The organism is Acidiluteibacter sp. (genome assembly GCF_055129545.1).
This window is the reverse complement of sequence record NZ_JBSRUB010000013.1, coordinates 529644-549185: the sequence shown is the minus strand read 5'-3', so window position 1 is coordinate 549185 and position 19542 is coordinate 529644. Positions and strand designations below refer to the sequence as shown.

Below are 19542 nucleotides of genomic sequence, written 5' to 3'. Positions count from 1 at the left end.
CTATATTTTCTTATGCATTTTAAAGAGAACATTTCTATTGTATATCACGAATTACTGAAGGAAGTTGGTGAATTAGAGATACCAAACGAAGAGTTTGTTGATTGTAGAAATTGCTCTTTTTGCAGCCATCAGTCATTAATACGTTTTAATACAAAATGCTGCGATTATCAACCTAGTTTGACCAACTTTATAACAGGAAGTATTTTAGGCGATTCAAGTGACGAATTGGCTTCAGGCAGCCAATTGATTTTAGATAGGATTGACCAAAGATTAGGGGTAACTCCTTTTGGAATATTGCCTTCAAGCAACTATAACAAAGCATTTCAACTTTCGAGAGAAAAAGAAACGTTAGTTACTCAGGAGCAAACAACAGCACTGAAATGCTCTTTTCTAAAAAATGGCAATTGCACTGTTTATAAATACAGATCTGATATCTGTGGACTTCACCAATGCAGTTCTGTTAGTTTAGATCACGGTTTAGCATTTTGGGACAAAGCCAAACAACTCAATTTATTTATAGATAAACATTTATCTTTATTGGTAGCGAAAAAAATGGGAATTTCAGAAATAGATAATATCCCAAAAGAGTTAAAATCGCTCTCTTCCATTATTGAGAATGCATCAGGTGAAATTAATGAATCAAAATACAAAAAGGTATGGGGCAGTTGGCATAACAATGAAGTTGCTTTTTATAAAGAATGTAGCGCTATGTTTCAATCGTTAAGTGTTGAAGAACTTAAAATTGAATTGGGTCAAACTTTCGAAAAGCTTCAAACTTCACTTAAAAATTCAGCCATATCTTTCAATGATCATATTTTGCCTGATTATCTTATCTTTAACGAAGAAAAATGGAAAAAATCACCGAATTACAAATTACTAACTCCGATAATACTTATGCATCTAAGACTGTTTAATGGGAAATCAAAAACAGTTGACGTAGTTAAAAAAGCAGCTTTCATGCAATTAGGATTGAATAAAATTATGACTGAACTTATGGCTGAGGATTGTTTAACACAAAAAATCAATTAATTATTGCTTTATCAAGATAAAGTAGCAGTTTATTTTTAATACTACAGAAGAGTGGAAACAAACAACAACAAAACGGCTTCAATTCGAGAATTGGGCAAGGTTAATATAAAGCAGTTGTTAGAAAAACTAAAATTACTAACCAACAAAGACTGGGATACTGAAGAGGATTTTAATGCAAATTATAACAAAAGACCTAAGAGTGCATTAAACTCAACTCAACATATAATTCTTCGCTTTTCAAATAAGCAAACCATTCCATTTCAATATACCAGCTATACTAAATGGGAAGAATTCAAGCCTATTTTATTGCCAATATTAGAGGAAGCTACCAAACCTTACGCTTATGAAAAAGGAGTTTATACACGAGTAATGTTGGCGAAGCTTTCACCAAAAAGTTTTATTTCTCCCCACACAGACGGCGACAAAACAGGATCAATTCCTCATAAAATTCACATCCCACTGCAGACTAATAAAGGAGCCTTTTTTTATGTTGATGGTATTAAATATCATTTAAAAGCTGGAGAAGCATACGAGGTTAACAACGCTGCTGTGCACTCTGCAGCCAACGGAGGAAATACAGATCGTATTCACCTTATATTCGAATATTTAAATTTCAATGAACAGTCAGTTATTATTCAGGAACAAATAAATCAGCAATATTAAAGTGAGCAAACTTACACTGCCTTCAGTAGCCTTTATGATCTGCTCCGAAAAAGGAATGCTTGAAAAAAAATCCGTGCTATTTGCAAAAAGTCTTAGAAAATTTGGGGGAACTTTAAAAGACTCTCCCATCTATAGCTTAGCACCAAGGAAAGGAAAAAATATCTCAGCGAACACATTAGAATTATTCAATAAACTGAATGTATCACACCACTACGAGCACCTCAATGATAAATACGAAACGTATGCATTTGCCAACAAAATAATTACCTGTGCATACTTTGAAAAACAGCTAGAAGAAGACATTTTAATCTTTTGTGATAGTGATCAACTAGTTTTGGGAAACTTGGATGAATTAATACTTGCAAAAGAAGATATTGCAATGCAGCATGTTGCACTAAAAGGAATAGGAACCAATGGCAAAGACGAAAATGCCAATTATTGGGAAGAGTTATACCGTTTAACACGAGTAAAAAAGCAATCCTACATTACGCTTAGCAACTCTGAAAAAATACTACAATACTATAATGCAGGCTTAATTGCGGCAAAAAGAAAGTTAGGCTTATTCGAGAAATGGAAAGAAAATTTTGGCATTGTAATGCAAAACCAGCTAAAACCTACTAAAGGTGACTTCTTTTTAGAACAGTCTGTTCTTTCTGCCACCATTGCTGCCATGGAACTATCTGTAAAGGTTTTACCACATGGATATAACTTTCATTTACTAAAAGAAACAAATAGTACTGAAGCATTAACTAAAATTGAGAATGGTGAAATAAATATGCTTCATTACCACACTAACTTTGAACATCCTATGCAACTTAAAATTCCAAATGGAGTGTCAGACTTAAAAGATGACTCTATTTTGAATTGGATAAATGACAGACTAAAAGACTGTGGAATTAATGAACAACTATTTTTTAATGAAACAGAGTCGACATTTAATCTAAAGAAGGAAGAGTTACAATCACTATTTGATAAGAACTCTAGCGCTAGTCGGCCATAATGATTCTCTGCTGTACAAACTCAACCAGACTACCCAGATCATAGTGTTTGTTCCTTCTCTTAATTCTATAACACGCTATTTCGTTTGCAGAAAGCATCATAAACTGAAAGTTCTGTGTATGGGCTTTCAATGTTTTTGCTAGATCCTCTTTATAGATATTCCCTTTCAAAAGTTCAATTTTTCCGAAAGAGTCAATTTTCTCTAAACAAATCTCCTCGGTCATACTTTCATCCACAACGAGCTCTACAATTTGCATCACTTTAGTTTTATACCCTATCGGCTTTCTAGAAAAATTATATCCATACTTTGGTTGGGTAATTGGATGGTCTAAAGCGGTTACATTTTCTATATTTAGAGACTTAACAGCATCTTTTAATAGTCTTACTTGCTTGGTACCATCACTAATAAATAAGTCGTCATCAACTTTGGAAATAGCGCATATATCATCTGTAATGATATTAAATCCACGTAGGTCTAACCCTGCAACCAGAGATGATTTTCCTACTCCTGAAAGTCCTAAAAATAAAAAGGCCGAATCGTTAGACTCTACAGCACTTCCATGCAATAGAAAAAACCCTTTCTGAATCAAAATGATTGACATTGCTCCTCCTATTAAATAGGATTGCCAAACTTTCTTATTGTCGACCAATGGAAAAATCTTCATTCGTTTTTCAGTAATTAAAAATGCTACAACATCTTTAATTACATATAAAATTCCATCATTAGTGTATTCTCGAATTACAAAATCATCAATAAAATCATATCCTATGTAGCTTACTTCTGCGTATTCTATGGCATAAACATCAGTATTAGAAGCAAATTGATTTACCTCTTGAAAAGCTGTTATTTCAATTTCTGACTGGATAAATAAACCGTAAATGGTGTAATAATACATCTTAGATTCTGCTACTTGATAAAATTATAAAAATAGAAATTCACACCATTTTGAAACAAATAAATTACGGCAAAATAACCGCTAATAAATGTCCAAAAAAAGAAGCTGTAATGGTATTTAAAATATAGAAAAGCGTGTAAACAAAAGCCAATAATTAAATATGCAGAAAGCAGAAACAAATGGCTAAAAACTAAAGGAAAACTGACTTCAAACAAAATAACACCATACCCCATCCACTTTAAAAAGTTAGAGTTTTTTAGTATGGGCAATTTAATCTCATCAAACATCTTGCTCATTACGAACCCATTCTTCCACTCCTGACTAGTTAGCTTCTGATAACCAGCCGCAACATAAGCCAAACTCAAAAATACTGCAATGACAAGAAATGAAAGTTGGGAAAAAGCCTCTTGTTCAAAATAGTAATGGATAACTAATGCCAAAATAAAAATGCGTTGAAGGGGCTTATAGGAAGAAGGTAAATACCTAAACCTAAAAAAAGTAAGCACATCTATAACTAAAATACATAAAGGAATCAGAAAGTTAACTTGGTGAAACAAATTAGTTACCAATAAAGCAATTGACAAAAAGAGCTGCAAGACAACTAAAACCCATATGAAGGAAGAATTGTAGAATGTTTTAAAAAAAGAAGCTCGTTTAGAATGAATAATCCTATTATCTAATGAATGATTTAGAATAGCAGGATGTTTTATAAACAGTGCTAAATTCTCCAAGTACTCTTGAATTAATCCAATCGACAAAATCATCGAAGTCCAAAAGAAAGTTTCTGCGATCGTTATGATAAGGCGATAAAATCTGAGATGATTACTACTTCAGGCTCTTTATTCTCTTCAAATTTCATGATTTTTATCTTTCTATAATTGGAATTGCTACTATTCGGATAAGTGGTCAATACAGAGCACAGGTATTGAAAAACTTCCAAATTAACTTCTGTTCCAACATTGTTTCTTCTGGTAGCCGTTATCTTTCTTAAGCATTTAGAAACAAAAAAGTCTTTCCTGAAATTTGGGTGATAGACTAATTTTGAAAAACTATTGAAATTATCATCGATCTCATACCAAGTAAGCTCATCATTTTTATCTACAACATCAGATAAAAAAACTGCATTAAAATCCTCATTATTAAACTGCTTGGTATACATTGCCCATTGTCTTATCCAGCCATATCGATGCAACAGTTTCCCTAAACTACCAAGCCACATTGGCATAATAGCATAGATAACGCATATTATAAACCACAGTAGAAAAAGCGTAAAAACGATGGTGTATATCAAGTTATTTTCCACAGCATTACAAAGATGATAAAAAGGATTTCATTATCTAGCTTTTCACTACAAATTGATTCAACTTCAATCTCAATAAAATTGATTTCGAATAGACTCTGGAAATTAAATGTTTGTAAGTAGAGATAAGGGATAGCTTTATTTTTCTTAAAAAATAAAATTCTTAATTACTTTTGAATCCAATTAACACATAATAAATTATGAAAATTGAAATAGACGCAATAATAAAAAAATCGGATACTCTTTTGGAAGCAAACCTAGAAGACTCTCTTGCTTTAATGTCTATCGAAGATGGTAAATACTATGGAATGAATCCAATTGGGAAAGCAGTCTGGGAACTTCTTGACGAACCAATTGAAGCGAAAAAAATAATCGACAAATTACTAAATGACTTTGCAATTGATGCGGAAACGTGTCAAAAAGAAACAATTATTTTTCTACAACAGCTGCTTGACCGGAAAATGATTCTAGTTGACTAAGCTGTTACTAAAATTAACTGTTGTAGTCAGAAAAAGAAGGACCACCATCAGGAGCTGATGCGGTTTTCACAGCTACGTTTTGCGTAGCCTCACCAACATTCAAATCAACTATTTCCGGTGTAGTCCAAACTCGCTTATTATTAACCGCTATCGAATTCTGTTCAGATTTAGTTCCTTTTTCCATTTGTCGTTTCTTTATATTTGTTTACATGCACAAAGTAAAGCAAATAACCGATAATATTTAACGATTGTGCTACCTTAAATGTAACAAAACTATTTTTCCGTTCTAAATAATCTTCTATTATTGAGAAAACAACCTTTAAATTAATATATTGAGATAGAGTTGACTGCTCAAATAAGCTGCTATTTTTTTGAAATAAATTATTCATGATGATTTTTAGTTGCTCTTTTTCCTCATAATCAAATAGTCCTTTATCCACTCTCATTCTAATCCTTTCAGGTAGTGTATCTTTCATTGCTCTTCGAAATAAGCTTCTATCCATTCCATCTTTTTCATACTCTTGAGCCGGTAAATTTAATGCGTAAGAGATCACTCTGCGATCTGAAAGCGGATGCAAAGTATAGGTGGGTTTTTTGTTTATGATTGAAACATCTTCCATATAATAGAGCAGTTCTTTACCACCCTGTGGTAAGGTTTGATTAAAATCCCATTCCATATCCATCCTCTCTCTTTTAACACCTTTTGCAAGATGTTCTTCTATTCTCACCCTATTTTTATCCAACCAGTTTTCATTGAATAAATCCATAGAGTCTGCAAATGGCCCCTTAAAAGGTCTATTCTTTTTTAATATTCTTTTAATCAATTTAAAAGAAGAAACCCCTCTCCACTTACTCGCTTTATTCAAGTTCTTAAATAAAAAACCAAACTCTCCATTCAAAACTATCTCATTCCATGAGTAATTTGCGTGCCTTGTAATATAATAATCTCCTCTCCATCCTGTTAAAATTGTTTTACAGTTTTTATTTTCTAAATGACGTTGGAATTTACGTTCTATAAAAAATGAAGGAGTTCTTCTAAATCGCAAAAAGGCAAACAATGAATAATCCTCGTTATTAACCATTTGATTCAAATCAGGCGTAAAAAAGGTAGTTTCTACATTCTCAAAATGTGAACTAAAAGAATTAACCCAAGGTCGTTCATCTCTTGGGTGTCGAACTTGTTCAGGAGCAACAGAGCTTACAGTCCATAATTTCTGTTCCCTATCTTTTTTTGCCAATTGCTTAGATGCCATTGCCACAACAGCAGAGGAGTCTAACCCACCACTTAATTGCGCCCCCACTCCATAGTCTGGATACAATCTAGTTTCAACGGCTTTCTCTAAAATTGCCTTTAATTCTGCTTCGTAATTCTTTCCTTTTACTTTACTCACTTTACGTTTCCACCAAAAAAATCGTTTTATTTCAAACCCTTCTTTCTTGAATGTAACTTCATGACCAATTGGGATTTGATGAATATCTTTATGCGGACTAGCAGATGGGCAACAATCAATTGAAAGCACCCTGTTTAACCAGAACTCCTCATTCATTTGAGTGGAAACAGATGAAATGGATAGCAATCCTTTTATACTCGTAGAAAATAATATCTGGTCTTTCTGTTGAACAAAAAACAACGGTCGAAATCCAACAGGGTCTCGTGCTCCCCACACCTCTTTTGACTTCTTATGATAGATTAGAAAAACAAAATCTCCCTCCAAGTGGTCGATGCATTTTTTCCCCCATTTTTCATAGGCTGTTAATATGAGTGTGGGGTCTGAGGTTGTTTCAACACTAATTCCTTCAATCTCTATTTTATCCACTAGCTCATCCCGATAATCCAATCGAGCGTCAGCTATAACAATTATATTTTCATTTTGTACAATTCGATCTTGAGGAAACGGCTCTTTTCTCAGTCGAATACTAAAAAGACCTATGGAGCAGTAATCGTCTTGTAAAGCATCAAATTCATCAGATGGATAGTCGACTAATTCTTTTCTTAGAAGTTCAGCATCACTATTCTCAGATAACTTTTCAAACCCTATAGCACCGTATATTAAACTCATAAGCCGTAACCAAATTTCGCCATCATCGCACTATTTACATCAATCACTCTTTTTACTTGAGAGGCATTTAATTCATCTTTCCAACTGTCGATACTTCCTTTTCTAAAAAAAGTTTGAGCCGTTGCAGGCTTTTCATTAAAACCGATTAAACGCTCACTTTTTGATAAATTTTGAAAGCTGCAATTTGCAATGGCATCTGATATAACTTTTGAATCTATTTTATAATTTAAAAACTTAAGAAGTAAATCAACAGTCCCTAATGACTCTTGAACCAGATCCTCATACCTCAAAACAAAAGTAGGATAACCATCATTATTTACCCATGAATTTACAAATTCACTCCAACTGCTTTCCGGTTTTCTTACCAGAGTGGTAGATAAAAAGTCGCGTCCTCTTTTAGAATGAAATTTTCCATTTATGTAGTCTATACTTTCATCAATAGTTAGTTTTAAATAATTAGCCAATGACCCTACAATGGACAATGGATTTCGAACAATTTGGATGGCTGATGCCGTGATTTCTTTTGGAAAAAGTTGCCCTTCAGCAAGTTTTTCATTTTTGTCATGTGTTAGAATTATTTTTTTTTCGCTGACGTTTTTAAAAGTATCAACTAGGTATTCTCTTTTAAACGCATCAATCTCTTTTTGAAGCAAATCTGAAGATGGAACTCCAAAATAAGCATCAAAATAAGCCCTATTAAATGCAAAGGCAGAGGTCAACTTCAAATCATTGATATCTACCTCACCACCCTTGTTTAATAAAATACTTTCCAATATAATTTTCAACCAAGTCCTCCCTGATTTGGGATATGAACTAAGCCATACAATATTGTTATTCATGCGTATTTGATATTATAAAATCCACAAATTTTTCAACATGCCAAATTGCCCTTGGACGAGTAATTCTGTAGCCTGAATAGCCCGCAGCCAACGCTGTAAGTGTTTTAAATCTTGCTAATTTATTATTCGATGAATTAGCTGCACCTTTAAATACATGTTCCCCTAACATTTCAATAAGCTCAAAGGTATTTAGTCGTGCGCATTCATTGCGCAATTTTCCTGTAGATTTTATTTCGAAGAAAAGAGTCTTAGAAATCGGGTAAGAGTTTTGAACATGAATAGGGGCTAAATCGGTATAAAACTTTGATAACTCTTGCCGTACTTTAGTTTTGGTATTATTCCCTAGCCCTAACTGTTTAATCATATCTTCCCACAACTTTGTATAGGTTAACGATGGTATCAAGGATAGTCCATTATCATCCATTTTAAGCACAATTACCTCATCACTTAGTACTGAATGTCCTAATTTATGAAAGGTTGCTGCAACTGCAGAAATTCCTATCCCGGGGCCGCCCAACAATAAATGTACTTCACTTTGAATTAATACAGCTGCTCCATTAAAAACGGTGTACCCCTTTGATGTAAAATAGGCAGACATCACCCCTTTCATTAATATGCACTCAACAAGAGCATCTTGGTCAGCATACTGTTGTATTATAATTTGATTGTCCTCTCTAATTAAAAATGTTGCTATATTATTTACATGATACTGAACACCTTCAGTAGTTTTAGTTAGAATAGGAGAATCTGCTAACTCATCAGGCATGTTTGATAGTCGTGCTAGTTTTGTTATCATTAAATCACAAACATCTGGTACTTCCGTTCTAGGGATTGAAAACAATTCAAAATTGGAGCGAGTAGTTAATCCAAATGCACGATACTTATAAATGTCCAAAATTTTGTGATTAAGAATGAATAGAAGAAACAGCAACTAGTTATAAGTTACAAAATAGTACAATTTAAGGAAGTTGATAATTACCCAATTATGATCATATCACTTTCTTCCATTTGCCTCAAGAAGTTCATCGTTTCTTCTTCGCAAGTCTTGTCATCAACATCGTATTCAGTTTGTAGGTGCGAACAAATAGCTTTCACTTGAGTAGAGTTCTCCAAAAAACCCCAAATTGTTGCAGCTACACCTTCTAAACCATGATATTTACCTGTTTCAATATTCATCATAACAATTTTTCCATCCATCTCACTTACAAGAAAATCCAAATTTCTAGATATAGTAGTATTTAATTCAATATGGTTCATTTGTTTAATTTCTTTAGCATTCCTAACTTACTATTTTCTTCAGCCATTTAATGGCATTTCTCTTATTCTCACCAATTTTACAACTACTTACCTCATTGAAGGGTCTCCTAGTTGTTTTCGATTGTCAAATTTAAAATCCTTCATTGGCCCCTCAGCATCTACATAAAACAAAAATAGTTGAAGCGAACTTTTTCCTTGATATGGTTCTCGCCAATGCATTAAATCACAGCCTCTATACAAAACTAAATCACCTCTATTTAGTTTCAAAGCGTGCTCTTTTCTATTCAAATCTTCTACATGTAAAGGCCAACTATCTTCTGTATCGTAATCTATTGCTATAGAAACTGCAAACTCACTCCCAACTCGATCTTTATGTTTCTCTAATGAGCTATTTCGATAATACAATCGCATAAAAGAAAAACTTGGATACAAAGAACAACCACCTATTTCTTCAAAGAGTTTCTGATAGCCTACTAGTAAACTTTCGCTTAAAAGGTCTCCATATTTTCCGAGTGAAGCAGGAAATCGTTCCAACTTTTGGTGACGCATCAAAAACCAATAATAATTAGCGAGCATTGCTATGGTTTGAGAAGAGATGACGTCTCTTAAAACAACAAACCCCTTCTCTTTGAATTCTTCTGACCATTTTGGATTGTGTTTGAACGCTATTGTGCTACTTATCATTCTTGAATTTTAATAATTTTGACAGATTGAAATTGAACTCATTTGCCAATTAGTAAGCAACTAACTGTAAATTACTTGATAAAAATAATACCTCTAAATAATGATATAAAATTCGGAACAAAATACGACTAAACCTTAAAAGTATCAACTTTGATTTAAATGTAAAATTGAATTAAAAATCGTAAAAATAGGCTCAGCTTGTAAAGCTATTTTTATGATTCCCTACTTAATAATAAGATGACTCAGAATAATTATATTTTGGACTTTTGGCCTTTAAAACTAAGCTCAAAAACACTTACTTTGTTTGAGCAAAATAACCGTTTACTGCCTTTAATCTATATGTAACATAAAACGTTTTTACTTGACACTTACCACTCATCAGAAAAAAATTATTGCTTCACTATTACCCGGCAAGTTATTGCGCTATTTATATGCTTTCAGCAAACCAAAAGCGATTAAAGTTGATGAGTTAAAATTAATCTATGTACCCATTCCGAAAGCGGCCAATCGCTCTATTAAAGAAACTCTTGCAGCTAAAACTAACTTATCATTTGAGGTTAGCGCACACAAAGCTGCATGGAATTTCATTTCTTTAAAATCAATCCCTCAAAGCGATTATTACTCCTTTAGCTTTGTTCGCAATCCACTAGATCGTTTGGTTTCTTGCTTTATACAGAAAACTAAAATGAAAGATGTCAATCGAAACTTTTGGAAGTATGGAAAAGCTGTTCCCCAAGATATTAGTTTTCCGGATTTTGTCGATTTTGTCTGTAAAACACCTGATCATTTATCTGATGCACATTTTCAATCACAACATAAATTTCTACTAATTCAAGATCAACTAGCAGTTGACTTTATTGGCAAATACGAACAATTGAATGAAGATTGGAAGCTCATCTCAGAACGATTTAATCTTCCAGAACTCGGACACTTTAATCAATCACATCGCAAAGAGACAAGAGTTTATTATACAAAAGAACTAGCTATAAAAGTAAAAAACAGATACCAAAAAGACATTCAGTTTTTCGATTATGAAGACGATGTCACTCATTTCATTGAATCGCTTTAGATCAAACTATTAATCTCTAACAATAGTGTACATGGAACCGGCAATTAACGATTTGTTTATTACTGTGGCATCACCTGTTCTCCACTTCACCTCTATTTTATCCACTTGTTGATGAATTCCTAACCCAAAGTAGACTTTAGTTTCATCGAAAGATTTATGACCTCCGCTTAAAAGGATTTCTCTTTTCTGATGCTTCCCATCTCCATAGTAGATGGTAATAATAGCACCAACTCCGCTTCTATTTCCGCTATAATCCTCAATACTAAATGCGATTGAATTGTTTTCATGGAAGTTATTTTCATAGATAGAAATAGGCCCAAAAGATGTAGCTGAAATTATATCAACATCTCCATCCAAATCATAATCAACATAAGTATAAGCAGTAGTTGGTAAATAATTAATGAGGCCGACATCTTTTGTTTGCTCTTGAAATGAAGCTCCATTTATATTTCTATAAAAAATATTCGTCTCTTGGCTGTTCTGAAATGTAAAACCATTTACAATATATAAATCCTGCCATTCATCGTTATCTAGATCGCAAAATTTACTATTCCAGCCCCAACCAGTTTTCTGTAAATTATACTGTTTCGTTTTCTCTTTAAAAAAACCATTGTCATCTTTCTGCAAGAAAATACCGCCCTGCACTTTATCTTGGTACGTTCCTTCTTTTACGCTTGGATATGGCGGATTATCTTGCTGCTGTATTGCACAAACATATTTAAAATCGGCCCATTGATCGCCAAAGTAAGTACAAGGATCTTTAACAATACTTCTGCCCTTTTGCGCATTCGAAGTAATTAACTCTGAAGCTATACAATCTGCCTTATACTCTTCTGGACAAATCTCATAGTTTTTAGTCACAGATGATTTGTGAAATACTTGTTGAAGCTCAAATATTTCAATACATTTTTGCTTTGAATAATTATCCTGAATTCCTCCACAAATCGTATTAATATCCATCGTCCTTGTGCCAGGCGTTACACGATCTATTTGAACTTGTAAAACCTCAGAAATTAAGTCATTATTAATATCAGCAGTAGTCACACTCATGGTCGTTAGCGTCGATTTTTCTACTAATTTTTCGGGATCATTAACCTTTTCAAAGCCACCTTGCTTAGCGCCTAAATAGTAAAAATCAGGTGTATTAAAATCATTCCCCACAATTGCATCTGTATTTCCATCGTCATTAAAATCCGCTAAGAGCAAACTTAAGGTCTCCCCATCAGCACCAACTAATGGCTCAAGATCAAATTTGAAGTCCTCTCGATTAATTAACTGAAAGTTTCGGGCTTCTTTCATCGCGTAATCGGCAGCTCCCAGCGAACCGATCGACCAGTTGCCCAAAACAATGTCTATTAATCCATCCTTATTTACGTCTGCAAACCCAGGAGAGATGGTTAATATCATTCCATCAAGCTGCGGTAGGCGGATCATTGAATCAGTTTTAAATCGCGCTGAATCATTGACGATAATATAATTCCCATTACGATACGAACTGACAAAAATATCTAACCAACCATCGTTATTGAAGTCAACCAAAGCAGCATTAAAAACGCCCTTTTCCTTTAAATTGATCAACTTTTGTGCTTTAAACTCCTTCCCATTAATATTCGCATATAGATAGAGGTCTTCTGCAGAACTGATCAACAAATCCGGATAACCATCGTTATGCACATCGCCTGAAGCAATACTCCTGGGATTTGCAAAGGGTTCGCGAATTTCTTTTACAGAAAATTGATAAGGCACTACAAGACCCTTTTCAAGACCTTCAATAGACCTAAATTTATTTTTTTCTTTTGATTTATTCTTAGCTAAAAATGGAATCTGGAATAACCGAACAGAGCCTTCCTGAAAAACCTCAGTTCTTACTTCTCGCTCATTAAAAAATGGAGTTAGCTCTTCATAAGTCAGCCCTCTATCAATATCATCATGAACTCGAATGTAATTCATTGGAACATCCGATGCTTTTAGTACCGCATAGTTCTCCAATCGATAATTAACTCCCAATTCCTTTTCGAAATAATGCCCAAAAATTCCTGCTAAAAAACCAAAACCCGCTACAATAAAAAAGAGTAAGGTTGCCAACTTAAAAGAAAATGACTTAGCTACAACAAAGCTTGAATAAATGCTGTAAGTACCCAAGCAAAACAATAGTATCATCGCAAAACGAGTATGCAATCCGGCTGACCAAAGAATAGTGGTGATGATCACATCAAACGCAATTGGTACAGGAAGGAAAGTCGCAAATAAGGCAATTGCCATCATGTAAACAATCTTCTCAGTTGAAGAAAGGTTTTTTACCAAATCGACTAAATCTTCTAAAGGCAAAATACTGATTAGAAGATTCCCAAGTAATCCTGCCAATATCATTAGTGGAAGTGTAGTTTTTACAATAAACCACAAACTCTTTAAATAAGATTTGAATGTCCAACCGAAGGCCTCCATCCAACTGTGCGGAAGCAACTTTTCAGAAGGATCATTCTCTAAATTAAAGGCCGGAATAGGAACAGTTGAGTTCTTCGGAATAACGGGACTCTTCTCTTTAAATAGATTTGCTACCAATGGAATAACGATAAAAATCAATGCCAATGTAAAACTAATTTTCAACCACACCATGTAAATTGGCAAAAAGGCAAAAAGCATCGACAATACAATAATATTCATGGTAGGAGAGGTAATCATGGTGGCCAAAGCCGTCTCCGATTTTGCCCCTGCATCCTTCATCCCTTTAGCTATTGGAGCCGCACAATTGACACAAACTCCCAAAGGAGCTCCGATAATAGACCCAATGGCCGTATTTAGAAATCTACTTTTTACATTTACGTCTTTAAGTAAAGAAAATAATAGAATAAATGCTGCACCAAACAAAAAACCGAAAGTCATCCCCTTTTTATTGGTGTCCATCCAATTAATAGTGTTGTAAACTACTTTTTCAAGAATGGAATCTTCGGGTTGAACCTCTTTCACCACATCAAAACTTATTCCCATACTAGGGCTATCAGCACCCATTAAAGCTTTGGTATTCAATTGTGGGTATCGAGAACCTGTCCAAAAGGAAATAGCTATTCCAAGAACTAGAATAATAATTAAAAGTAATTTCTTTTTGTAAAAACTCATTTTGATATTAAAATAGCAATTTTAGCATTTTCTTTGCTACTTTTAAAATTATGAGTAAGAATATTTTATAGATTTGAATCTATAATTTAAGGCACTCTCAATAATATAATTATGACACGAAAAAACATTCTTTCTGTACTCGCTATATTAACAGTATTATTCGGTATTTATTGGTTTTCAACGAGAACATCCAATACTGAATTTCAATCTATGGACTGGGTAACAACTTATGATTTAGAACCCGGCACCAAGGCTATGGTTAGTTTATTGGATAGTATTTATAGGTGGGATGAAAATCACAAGCATGAAACCCATAAAATAAAATGGTACAAAAAAATAGCTTATATTTTTTACAAACCATCCACCACTCAATTGGCTGAAGCAAAAGAATTGTTAGAAGTAGGCAAAACGAATGAAGCAATTGACATTTTAGAGAAGCTCTCCACAATAATTCATGACGAATCCGATGAGTTATACACAAGATACAACGAGCAATTAGCTGTAGCTTATTTAAGATGGGGAGAACAAGAAAATTGTATTCTTAAACACAATCACAATTCATGCATTCTTCCAATTAAGGAAAATGGAATTTACGAACTGCAAGACAATACCAGAAAAGCAATTGAGATTTACAAAAAGATGCTAAAAAAACACCCAGAAGATTGGAGATACAAATGGCTTTTAAACGTCGCTTATCAGACAGTAGGAGAATACCCTGCAGGGGTTCCACAAGAATGGCTAATTCAATCTGATTTAATGGCTGATAATAATCCATCAGACAACTTTAATAATATCGCTCCCCTTTTAGGAGTTGGCGAGACATCTGGAGCAGGCGGGGCGGTCATGGAAGATTTTAACAACGATGGTTTATTGGACATCATGACTTCAGGTTTGCTTTCAACAAACAATCTTAAATATTATGTAAACAATGGCACAAGTGGCTTTACGGATCAGACCTCCTCTGCAAAACTAGAAGGGTTGACTTCGGGATTTAACATTTACCCATTGGATTATAATAATGATGGGTGGAAAGACCTATTGATTGTAAGAGGTTCTTGGGGTCGAGAAAATGGTCGTTACCCCAACTCACTTATCAGAAACAACCATGATGGCACTTTCACCGATGTAACCGTTGAGGCAGGCTTGCTTTCATTCATGCCAGTAGCAAATGCGGTATGTGCAGATTTTAATAATGATGGTTGGACGGACATTTATATTGGGAATGAGTCTATGGTGAATACTAAGGTTAGTAAACCGAATGAGTTATACATCAATAACGGAAAAGGACAATTCAATGAAGTTTCAGTAGAAAGTGGAGCAAATATCAATGCTTTTACGAAAGGTTTATGTGCTGGCGATTACGACAATGATGGGTTAATGGATCTTTTTGTTTCAAACCACAATGGACCCAACTACCTTTTAAAAAATAAAGGAAATAATAAAGACGGGATACCTCAATTCGAGAACACCACATTAACAGCGGGTGTAAGCAACCCGATTTCGAGCTTTACACCCTGGTTTTGGGATTATAACAACGATGGGTGGTTGGATTTATTTGTCTCCAGTTTTGAATATGGAAATGGAAGTTCTGCAGCCTCTGCAGCTAAGCACTTTGCAGGAGTTATTGATTCTACAAGCAGAGCATTTCTATACCACAACAATGGTGACGGAACATTTACCAACCAAACTAAAGCATTGGGGTTAGATTTTCCATTAAGTACGATGGGCGCCAATTTTGGTGATGTAAATAATGACGGTTGGTTAGATTTTTACATTGGCACAGGAGAACCAGATTACATGGGAATCCATCCCAATAGAATTTTAATTAACCAAGAGGGTAAAGGATTTATAGATCAAACATTTGAACTAGGAGTTGGCCACATTCAAAAAGGGCATGGTATTTCTTTCGGGGATATTGACAATGATGGTGATCAGGATATTTTAGCTGAAATGGGTGGAGAATACGAAGGAGATGAATTTCAGAATGCCCTATTTCAAAACCCTGGAAATAATAACAATTGGATTACTTTAAAATTAGAAGGAACCACATCCAGCAAAGATGCTATTGGTGCAAGAATTCAAATTTTAGCCAGCAAAGGAGATACTTTGCAGTCTTTTTATCATGTTGTTTCTTCAGGTGGTAGTTTTGGTTCCAACACATTGCAACAAGAAGTTGGCATAGGAAATTATACTAAAATTGACAGCATAATTGTCGATTGGCCAAATTCTGACTTATTACAAATCTTTACAGATATTGCTCCTAATAAACGCTATCTGATAACTGAAAAAGAAGGCATTACAAACATAAACCTACATGGGTTTTTATTTAATCCGAAGCACCACCAACATATGCATCATTAAAATCTTTTTAACCAAAAAAAGCAGTTAGTATGTATATACTAACTGCTTTTCAATACTGAACAAGAACAATCTTAACTCCTAGATGGAAAAACTCCAAACAAGCATATAATATAATTTACTACTTCATAAGGCTGCATATTGTTGAATGGTTGCTGACCCCCTGCATTCCCAACTGTTACATCTACATTATTTGCAGCCATGCTGGCGTTAGGTCCTGCATCAGAATACTGTAAATCACCTGCAGTCCCTGCTAGGTTATTCCCAGTTGGTACCCTTTGATTACCAGGAGCACCTACTGCTTTTACTGTTCCAGATGCTATGTGAGTATGTGACGGCATATTTGTAACATTCAGCGTTGTTATTTCTGCACCTCCTCTAGAGCCCAATCTTCTATCAGTTAAGCCAGGACCATGCCCTGCATGCACAGCAGCTCTACCCCTCAAATCCGGTAAAGCAAATGTAGTTCTTCCGTCACCACCATAAGTAGTTCCTAAAATTGAAAATAACGCTGTATTTTGTGCTATTGGTAATAATTGACCATCGCAAAATGCCCATGATCTTGGAGCAAAATTTCCTCCAAACATCTTAATTTCTCCTATAAATGGATCCATAATAAAAAAATTTTAATAAATAAATAAGTTTAATTCGATAGCATTTAATAAACTATCGATTCAAAGATGCGACATCTATCAACCAAAAAAAATAGGGGTTTGCCCCTATTTTTCAATCTAAAATACCCGACCCTTTAAATCTTACTTTTTAAACCAATCGCACGCCTGGCTTTATTCCCAATTCATTTACTCGATCGTTACTATAAAATCCCATACTTTCATCGTAGACAATTTTCAAAAGTAGCGCCTTCCCATCGCAAGTATAAACCGCCAATTGATTCGTCCTTTCAATAATAACTATTGTGCCTGGCAACTCATTAAAGCGAGCCACCTCAACAACCTCCGTCTCCAATATTTTTATCGGAACATTTCCCAATGTAGTGATCGCTCCTTTATTCCATGGATTGCAAGCCCTGCATAAACGTTCTATCTCAGCAGCTTTCATTTTATTCCAGTCAATCCTTACATCATTAAACTGTGGCTTTGCATGATACACAGCCTCCAATTGCTTTTGGGCATTCAACTGCTTTTTCCACCCATTTTTACCAAGTAATTCCAAAACCTTTTGAATCACTTTCACATTCAAGGAGGACATCTTTGTCATATAACCACCATAGGTTTCAACAGCGCTCATCGAAAAGCGTTCGAAATGCAATACAGGACCACCATCAATTTTTGCAGTAATAAGGTGAGCAGCTATTCCTCCTTCTTTTTCACCATTCTTGATTAGCCAAAATGCAGGTTGAGCTCCTTTATATTGAGGTAAGGGTGCAAAATGAAAATTGATAATCTCAACTCCGATAGAATCGATCAATTCTGTAGAAAGGATGTATGGAAAAGTAATCACAAACAGGCAATCCAATTCAGAAGTAGCTTTCCAAAAGATCAACTCTTCTGTTAACTTTTTCTGATCTACCTTTAAAACAGGAATCCTAAAATGCATGGCAAACCCTTCTATTTCGGCGTGATCTTCAGCTACTGCTTGAGGCATAGCTATAAACACTTGATGGCCCATTTGCATCAAATACTGGATAGAAGGAAAACACAATTTACTGTTGCAAAGGATGCCGATTTTCATTTCTGTTGAAGGGGTTTAGTGAGGTTTTTTAAAACGTATGAATAGTATTATTTGTAAGATCAGCTAATTTAGGGAATTCGGATTATTAAGCAATTCAGAGAAGAAAATTTAACTGTTTTTATTGCATTTAAAACCTTTAGCTTTAAATTTTTAGCAACTTTTCAAAACAAAAAAAGCCTCTGACATATGTCAGAGGCTTTAATGTACCCGGGGCGGGTGCCGATAGCTATCGGCATGAACCCGCATGATAATTTTATTCAAACTTAACAATCAACTTCTCCACTATTTCAGGATATTTTTTCAAATTCCTGATATATATGGAACTCTTCATCGATTTTATATGAGATTCTATCAGCCGAGATTGCTCATACTCTAAATTTTCTATTGAAAAATACAATTGCCAATCATTACTTCTTGACGTAAAGGAGTTTAAATATTTCTTATTATTATGCTCAATCAACCTACTCTTCACATCCATACAACTCCCAATATAATACCTATCAAGAGACGCAGAATATATAATATAAACCACTGCCATAATTATAAAAAATTAGACCCCATATTTATTGCTAAAGAAACGAAACAATATAATACTAATCACTCTTATGGATAGGGTGTCTAATTCACTTGCAAACCATAGATTTCTAACAAAAAAGCGTCTCGATTACATAAAATGCTTCTTCTAACTAGAGCGGGTGCCGATAGCTATCGGCATGAACCAGCACTATTTTCATAATCTTTACAAAACAAAAAAAGCACCTTAATTTCTTAAGATGCTTTAATGTACCCGGGGCGGGACTTGAACCCGCACGATCGCAATGATCACAGGATTTTAAGTCCTGCGTGTCTACCAGTTTCACCACCCGGGCAGACAATAAAAAAACAATTCCTAAGCATGACTTAGGAATCATTGAGCGGGAGACGGGATTCGAACCCGCGACCCCGACCTTGGCAAGGTCGTGCTCTACCAGCTGAGCTACTCTCGCTTATTATTTTTAGATTCTTTCGAATCAAATCCTTTTAAGAACTCCCTCTACAAACAAGTTGCCTTATTTGTTGTGGACGACAAAAGTAATATTTTTTTCAGATTCACAACGAAA

General features: G+C 34.5%; 19 protein-coding genes and 2 tRNA genes. 6 read left to right on the top strand and 15 right to left on the bottom strand.

Going from position 1 to position 19542, the window contains the following annotated elements:
• The first annotated feature begins 12 nt into the window (after positions 1 to 12).
• Genes ACTB0X_RS08395 through ACTB0X_RS08385 form a run of 3 tightly spaced genes read left to right on the top strand, consistent with a single transcriptional unit; the run spans position 13 to position 2692 of the window.
• The gene (locus ACTB0X_RS08395; RefSeq protein WP_463024550.1) at positions 13 to 1029 is read left to right on the top strand and encodes a hypothetical protein; all 1017 of its coding nucleotides are present in this window, start codon (positions 13 to 15) and stop codon (positions 1027 to 1029) included.
• 51 nt (positions 1030 to 1080) lie between these two features.
• A complete protein-coding gene (locus tag ACTB0X_RS08390; protein WP_463024549.1) occupies positions 1081 to 1692 on the top strand; it encodes an aspartyl/asparaginyl beta-hydroxylase domain-containing protein in 612 nt (203 codons plus the stop codon).
• A 1-nt stretch (position 1693) separates the two neighbouring features.
• Positions 1694 to 2692 carry a glycosyltransferase family protein gene (locus tag ACTB0X_RS08385; protein ID WP_463024548.1) on the top strand — a complete coding sequence of 333 codons (999 nt, stop codon included), beginning with the start codon at positions 1694 to 1696 and terminating at the stop codon, positions 2690 to 2692.
• Here the strand turns inward: ACTB0X_RS08385 and ACTB0X_RS08380 are convergent.
• The 3 genes from ACTB0X_RS08380 to ACTB0X_RS08370 all read right to left on the bottom strand — a co-directional run bounded on the left by ACTB0X_RS08380 (position 2679) and on the right by ACTB0X_RS08370 (position 4812).
• Positions 2679 to 3587, bottom strand: a complete 909-nt coding sequence (locus ACTB0X_RS08380; protein WP_463024547.1) for a hypothetical protein — start codon at positions 3585 to 3587, stop codon at positions 2679 to 2681. The genes ACTB0X_RS08385 and ACTB0X_RS08380 overlap by 14 nt on opposite strands.
• A gap of 11 nt (positions 3588 to 3598) precedes the next feature.
• Positions 3599 to 4027 carry a hypothetical protein gene (locus ACTB0X_RS08375; protein ID WP_463024546.1) on the bottom strand — a complete coding sequence of 143 codons (429 nt, stop codon included), beginning with the start codon at positions 4025 to 4027 and terminating at the stop codon, positions 3599 to 3601.
• Positions 4028 to 4380: 353 nt separating this feature from the next.
• Positions 4381 to 4812 carry a hypothetical protein gene (locus tag ACTB0X_RS08370; protein ID WP_463024545.1) on the bottom strand — a complete coding sequence of 144 codons (432 nt, stop codon included), beginning with the start codon at positions 4810 to 4812 and terminating at the stop codon, positions 4381 to 4383.
• 275 nt (positions 4813 to 5087) lie between these two features.
• Between ACTB0X_RS08370 and ACTB0X_RS08365 the strand changes: the two genes are divergently transcribed.
• Positions 5088 to 5366 (top strand): PqqD family peptide modification chaperone, encoded by a 279-nt coding sequence (locus tag ACTB0X_RS08365; RefSeq protein ID WP_463024544.1) that lies wholly within the window; start codon positions 5088 to 5090, stop codon positions 5364 to 5366.
• Positions 5367 to 5379: 13 nt separating this feature from the next.
• Here ACTB0X_RS08365 and ACTB0X_RS08360 read toward each other — a convergent pair whose 3' ends face one another.
• From ACTB0X_RS08360 to ACTB0X_RS08335, 6 genes are all read right to left on the bottom strand, one after another.
• Positions 5380 to 5550, bottom strand: a complete 171-nt coding sequence (locus ACTB0X_RS08360) for a hypothetical protein (protein WP_463024543.1) — start codon at positions 5548 to 5550, stop codon at positions 5380 to 5382.
• A complete protein-coding gene (locus ACTB0X_RS08355) occupies positions 5534 to 7426 on the bottom strand; it encodes an asparagine synthase-related protein (RefSeq protein WP_463024542.1) in 1893 nt (630 codons plus the stop codon). Before ACTB0X_RS08355 ends, ACTB0X_RS08360 begins: the two co-directional genes overlap by 17 nt.
• On the bottom strand, positions 7423 to 8265 hold the full coding sequence (locus tag ACTB0X_RS08350; protein WP_463024541.1) for a sulfotransferase domain-containing protein: 843 nt from the start codon (positions 8263 to 8265) through the stop codon (positions 7423 to 7425). Before ACTB0X_RS08350 ends, ACTB0X_RS08355 begins: the two co-directional genes overlap by 4 nt.
• Positions 8258 to 9160, bottom strand: coding sequence for a hypothetical protein (locus tag ACTB0X_RS08345; RefSeq protein WP_463024540.1), 903 nt, complete (start codon positions 9158 to 9160; stop codon positions 8258 to 8260). Before ACTB0X_RS08345 ends, ACTB0X_RS08350 begins: the two co-directional genes overlap by 8 nt.
• 80 nt (positions 9161 to 9240) lie before the next feature.
• Positions 9241 to 9522, bottom strand: coding sequence for a lasso peptide biosynthesis PqqD family chaperone (locus ACTB0X_RS08340; protein ID WP_463024539.1), 282 nt, complete (start codon positions 9520 to 9522; stop codon positions 9241 to 9243).
• Between the two features lie 87 nt (positions 9523 to 9609).
• A complete protein-coding gene (locus ACTB0X_RS08335) occupies positions 9610 to 10206 on the bottom strand; it encodes a hypothetical protein (protein ID WP_463024538.1) in 597 nt (198 codons plus the stop codon).
• A gap of 361 nt (positions 10207 to 10567) precedes the next feature.
• Here ACTB0X_RS08335 and ACTB0X_RS08330 point away from each other — a divergent pair, with 361 nt between their 5' ends.
• On the top strand, positions 10568 to 11275 hold the full coding sequence (locus ACTB0X_RS08330) for a sulfotransferase family protein (RefSeq protein ID WP_463024537.1): 708 nt from the start codon (positions 10568 to 10570) through the stop codon (positions 11273 to 11275).
• Positions 11276 to 11284: 9 nt separating this feature from the next.
• Here ACTB0X_RS08330 and ACTB0X_RS08325 read toward each other — a convergent pair whose 3' ends face one another.
• Positions 11285 to 14392: an FG-GAP-like repeat-containing protein gene (locus tag ACTB0X_RS08325; RefSeq protein ID WP_463024536.1), complete on the bottom strand. Its 3108-nt coding sequence runs from the start codon at positions 14390 to 14392 to the stop codon at positions 11285 to 11287.
• A gap of 111 nt (positions 14393 to 14503) precedes the next feature.
• Here ACTB0X_RS08325 and ACTB0X_RS08320 point away from each other — a divergent pair, with 111 nt between their 5' ends.
• A complete protein-coding gene (locus ACTB0X_RS08320) occupies positions 14504 to 16753 on the top strand; it encodes a CRTAC1 family protein (protein ID WP_463024535.1) in 2250 nt (749 codons plus the stop codon).
• Positions 16754 to 16824: 71 nt separating this feature from the next.
• Here ACTB0X_RS08320 and ACTB0X_RS08315 read toward each other — a convergent pair whose 3' ends face one another.
• The 5 genes from ACTB0X_RS08315 to ACTB0X_RS08295 form a co-directional block, all read right to left on the bottom strand.
• Positions 16825 to 17364 carry a phage tail protein gene (locus ACTB0X_RS08315; protein WP_463024534.1) on the bottom strand — a complete coding sequence of 180 codons (540 nt, stop codon included), beginning with the start codon at positions 17362 to 17364 and terminating at the stop codon, positions 16825 to 16827.
• 148 nt (positions 17365 to 17512) lie between these two features.
• Positions 17513 to 18442, bottom strand: coding sequence for a methionyl-tRNA formyltransferase (locus ACTB0X_RS08310; RefSeq protein WP_463024533.1), 930 nt, complete (start codon positions 18440 to 18442; stop codon positions 17513 to 17515).
• A 253-nt stretch (positions 18443 to 18695) separates the two neighbouring features.
• Entirely contained in the window at positions 18696 to 18980 is a 285-nt protein-coding gene (locus ACTB0X_RS08305) for a GIY-YIG nuclease family protein (protein ID WP_463024532.1), read from the bottom strand.
• Positions 18981 to 19226: 246 nt separating this feature from the next.
• Positions 19227 to 19311, bottom strand: a tRNA-Leu gene (locus tag ACTB0X_RS08300).
• A gap of 44 nt (positions 19312 to 19355) precedes the next feature.
• Positions 19356 to 19428, bottom strand: a tRNA-Gly gene (locus ACTB0X_RS08295).
• Positions 19429 to 19542 lie beyond the last annotated feature (114 nt).

Coding starts and splice junctions, on each gene's coding strand:
- ACTB0X_RS08305 (WP_463024532.1), bottom strand. CDS start 18,980: ATGGCAGTGGTTTATATTATATATTCTGCGTCTCTTGATAGGTATTAT.
- ACTB0X_RS08340 (WP_463024539.1), bottom strand. CDS start 9,522: ATGAACCATATTGAATTAAATACTACTATATCTAGAAATTTGGATTTT.
- ACTB0X_RS08395 (WP_463024550.1), top strand. CDS start 13: ATGCATTTTAAAGAGAACATTTCTATTGTATATCACGAATTACTGAAG.
- ACTB0X_RS08380 (WP_463024547.1), bottom strand. CDS start 3,587: ATGTATTATTACACCATTTACGGTTTATTTATCCAGTCAGAAATTGAA.
- ACTB0X_RS08370 (WP_463024545.1), bottom strand. CDS start 4,812: ATGCCAATGTGGCTTGGTAGTTTAGGGAAACTGTTGCATCGATATGGC.
- ACTB0X_RS08320 (WP_463024535.1), top strand. CDS start 14,504: ATGACACGAAAAAACATTCTTTCTGTACTCGCTATATTAACAGTATTA.
- ACTB0X_RS08360 (WP_463024543.1), bottom strand. CDS start 5,550: ATGGAAAAAGGAACTAAATCTGAACAGAATTCGATAGCGGTTAATAAT.
- ACTB0X_RS08355 (WP_463024542.1), bottom strand. CDS start 7,426: ATGAGTTTAATATACGGTGCTATAGGGTTTGAAAAGTTATCTGAGAAT.
- ACTB0X_RS08315 (WP_463024534.1), bottom strand. CDS start 17,364: ATGGATCCATTTATAGGAGAAATTAAGATGTTTGGAGGAAATTTTGCT.
- ACTB0X_RS08325 (WP_463024536.1), bottom strand. CDS start 14,392: ATGAGTTTTTACAAAAAGAAATTACTTTTAATTATTATTCTAGTTCTT.
- ACTB0X_RS08365 (WP_463024544.1), top strand. CDS start 5,088: ATGAAAATTGAAATAGACGCAATAATAAAAAAATCGGATACTCTTTTG.
- ACTB0X_RS08310 (WP_463024533.1), bottom strand. CDS start 18,442: ATGAAAATCGGCATCCTTTGCAACAGTAAATTGTGTTTTCCTTCTATC.
- ACTB0X_RS08350 (WP_463024541.1), bottom strand. CDS start 8,265: ATGAATAACAATATTGTATGGCTTAGTTCATATCCCAAATCAGGGAGG.
- ACTB0X_RS08335 (WP_463024538.1), bottom strand. CDS start 10,206: ATGATAAGTAGCACAATAGCGTTCAAACACAATCCAAAATGGTCAGAA.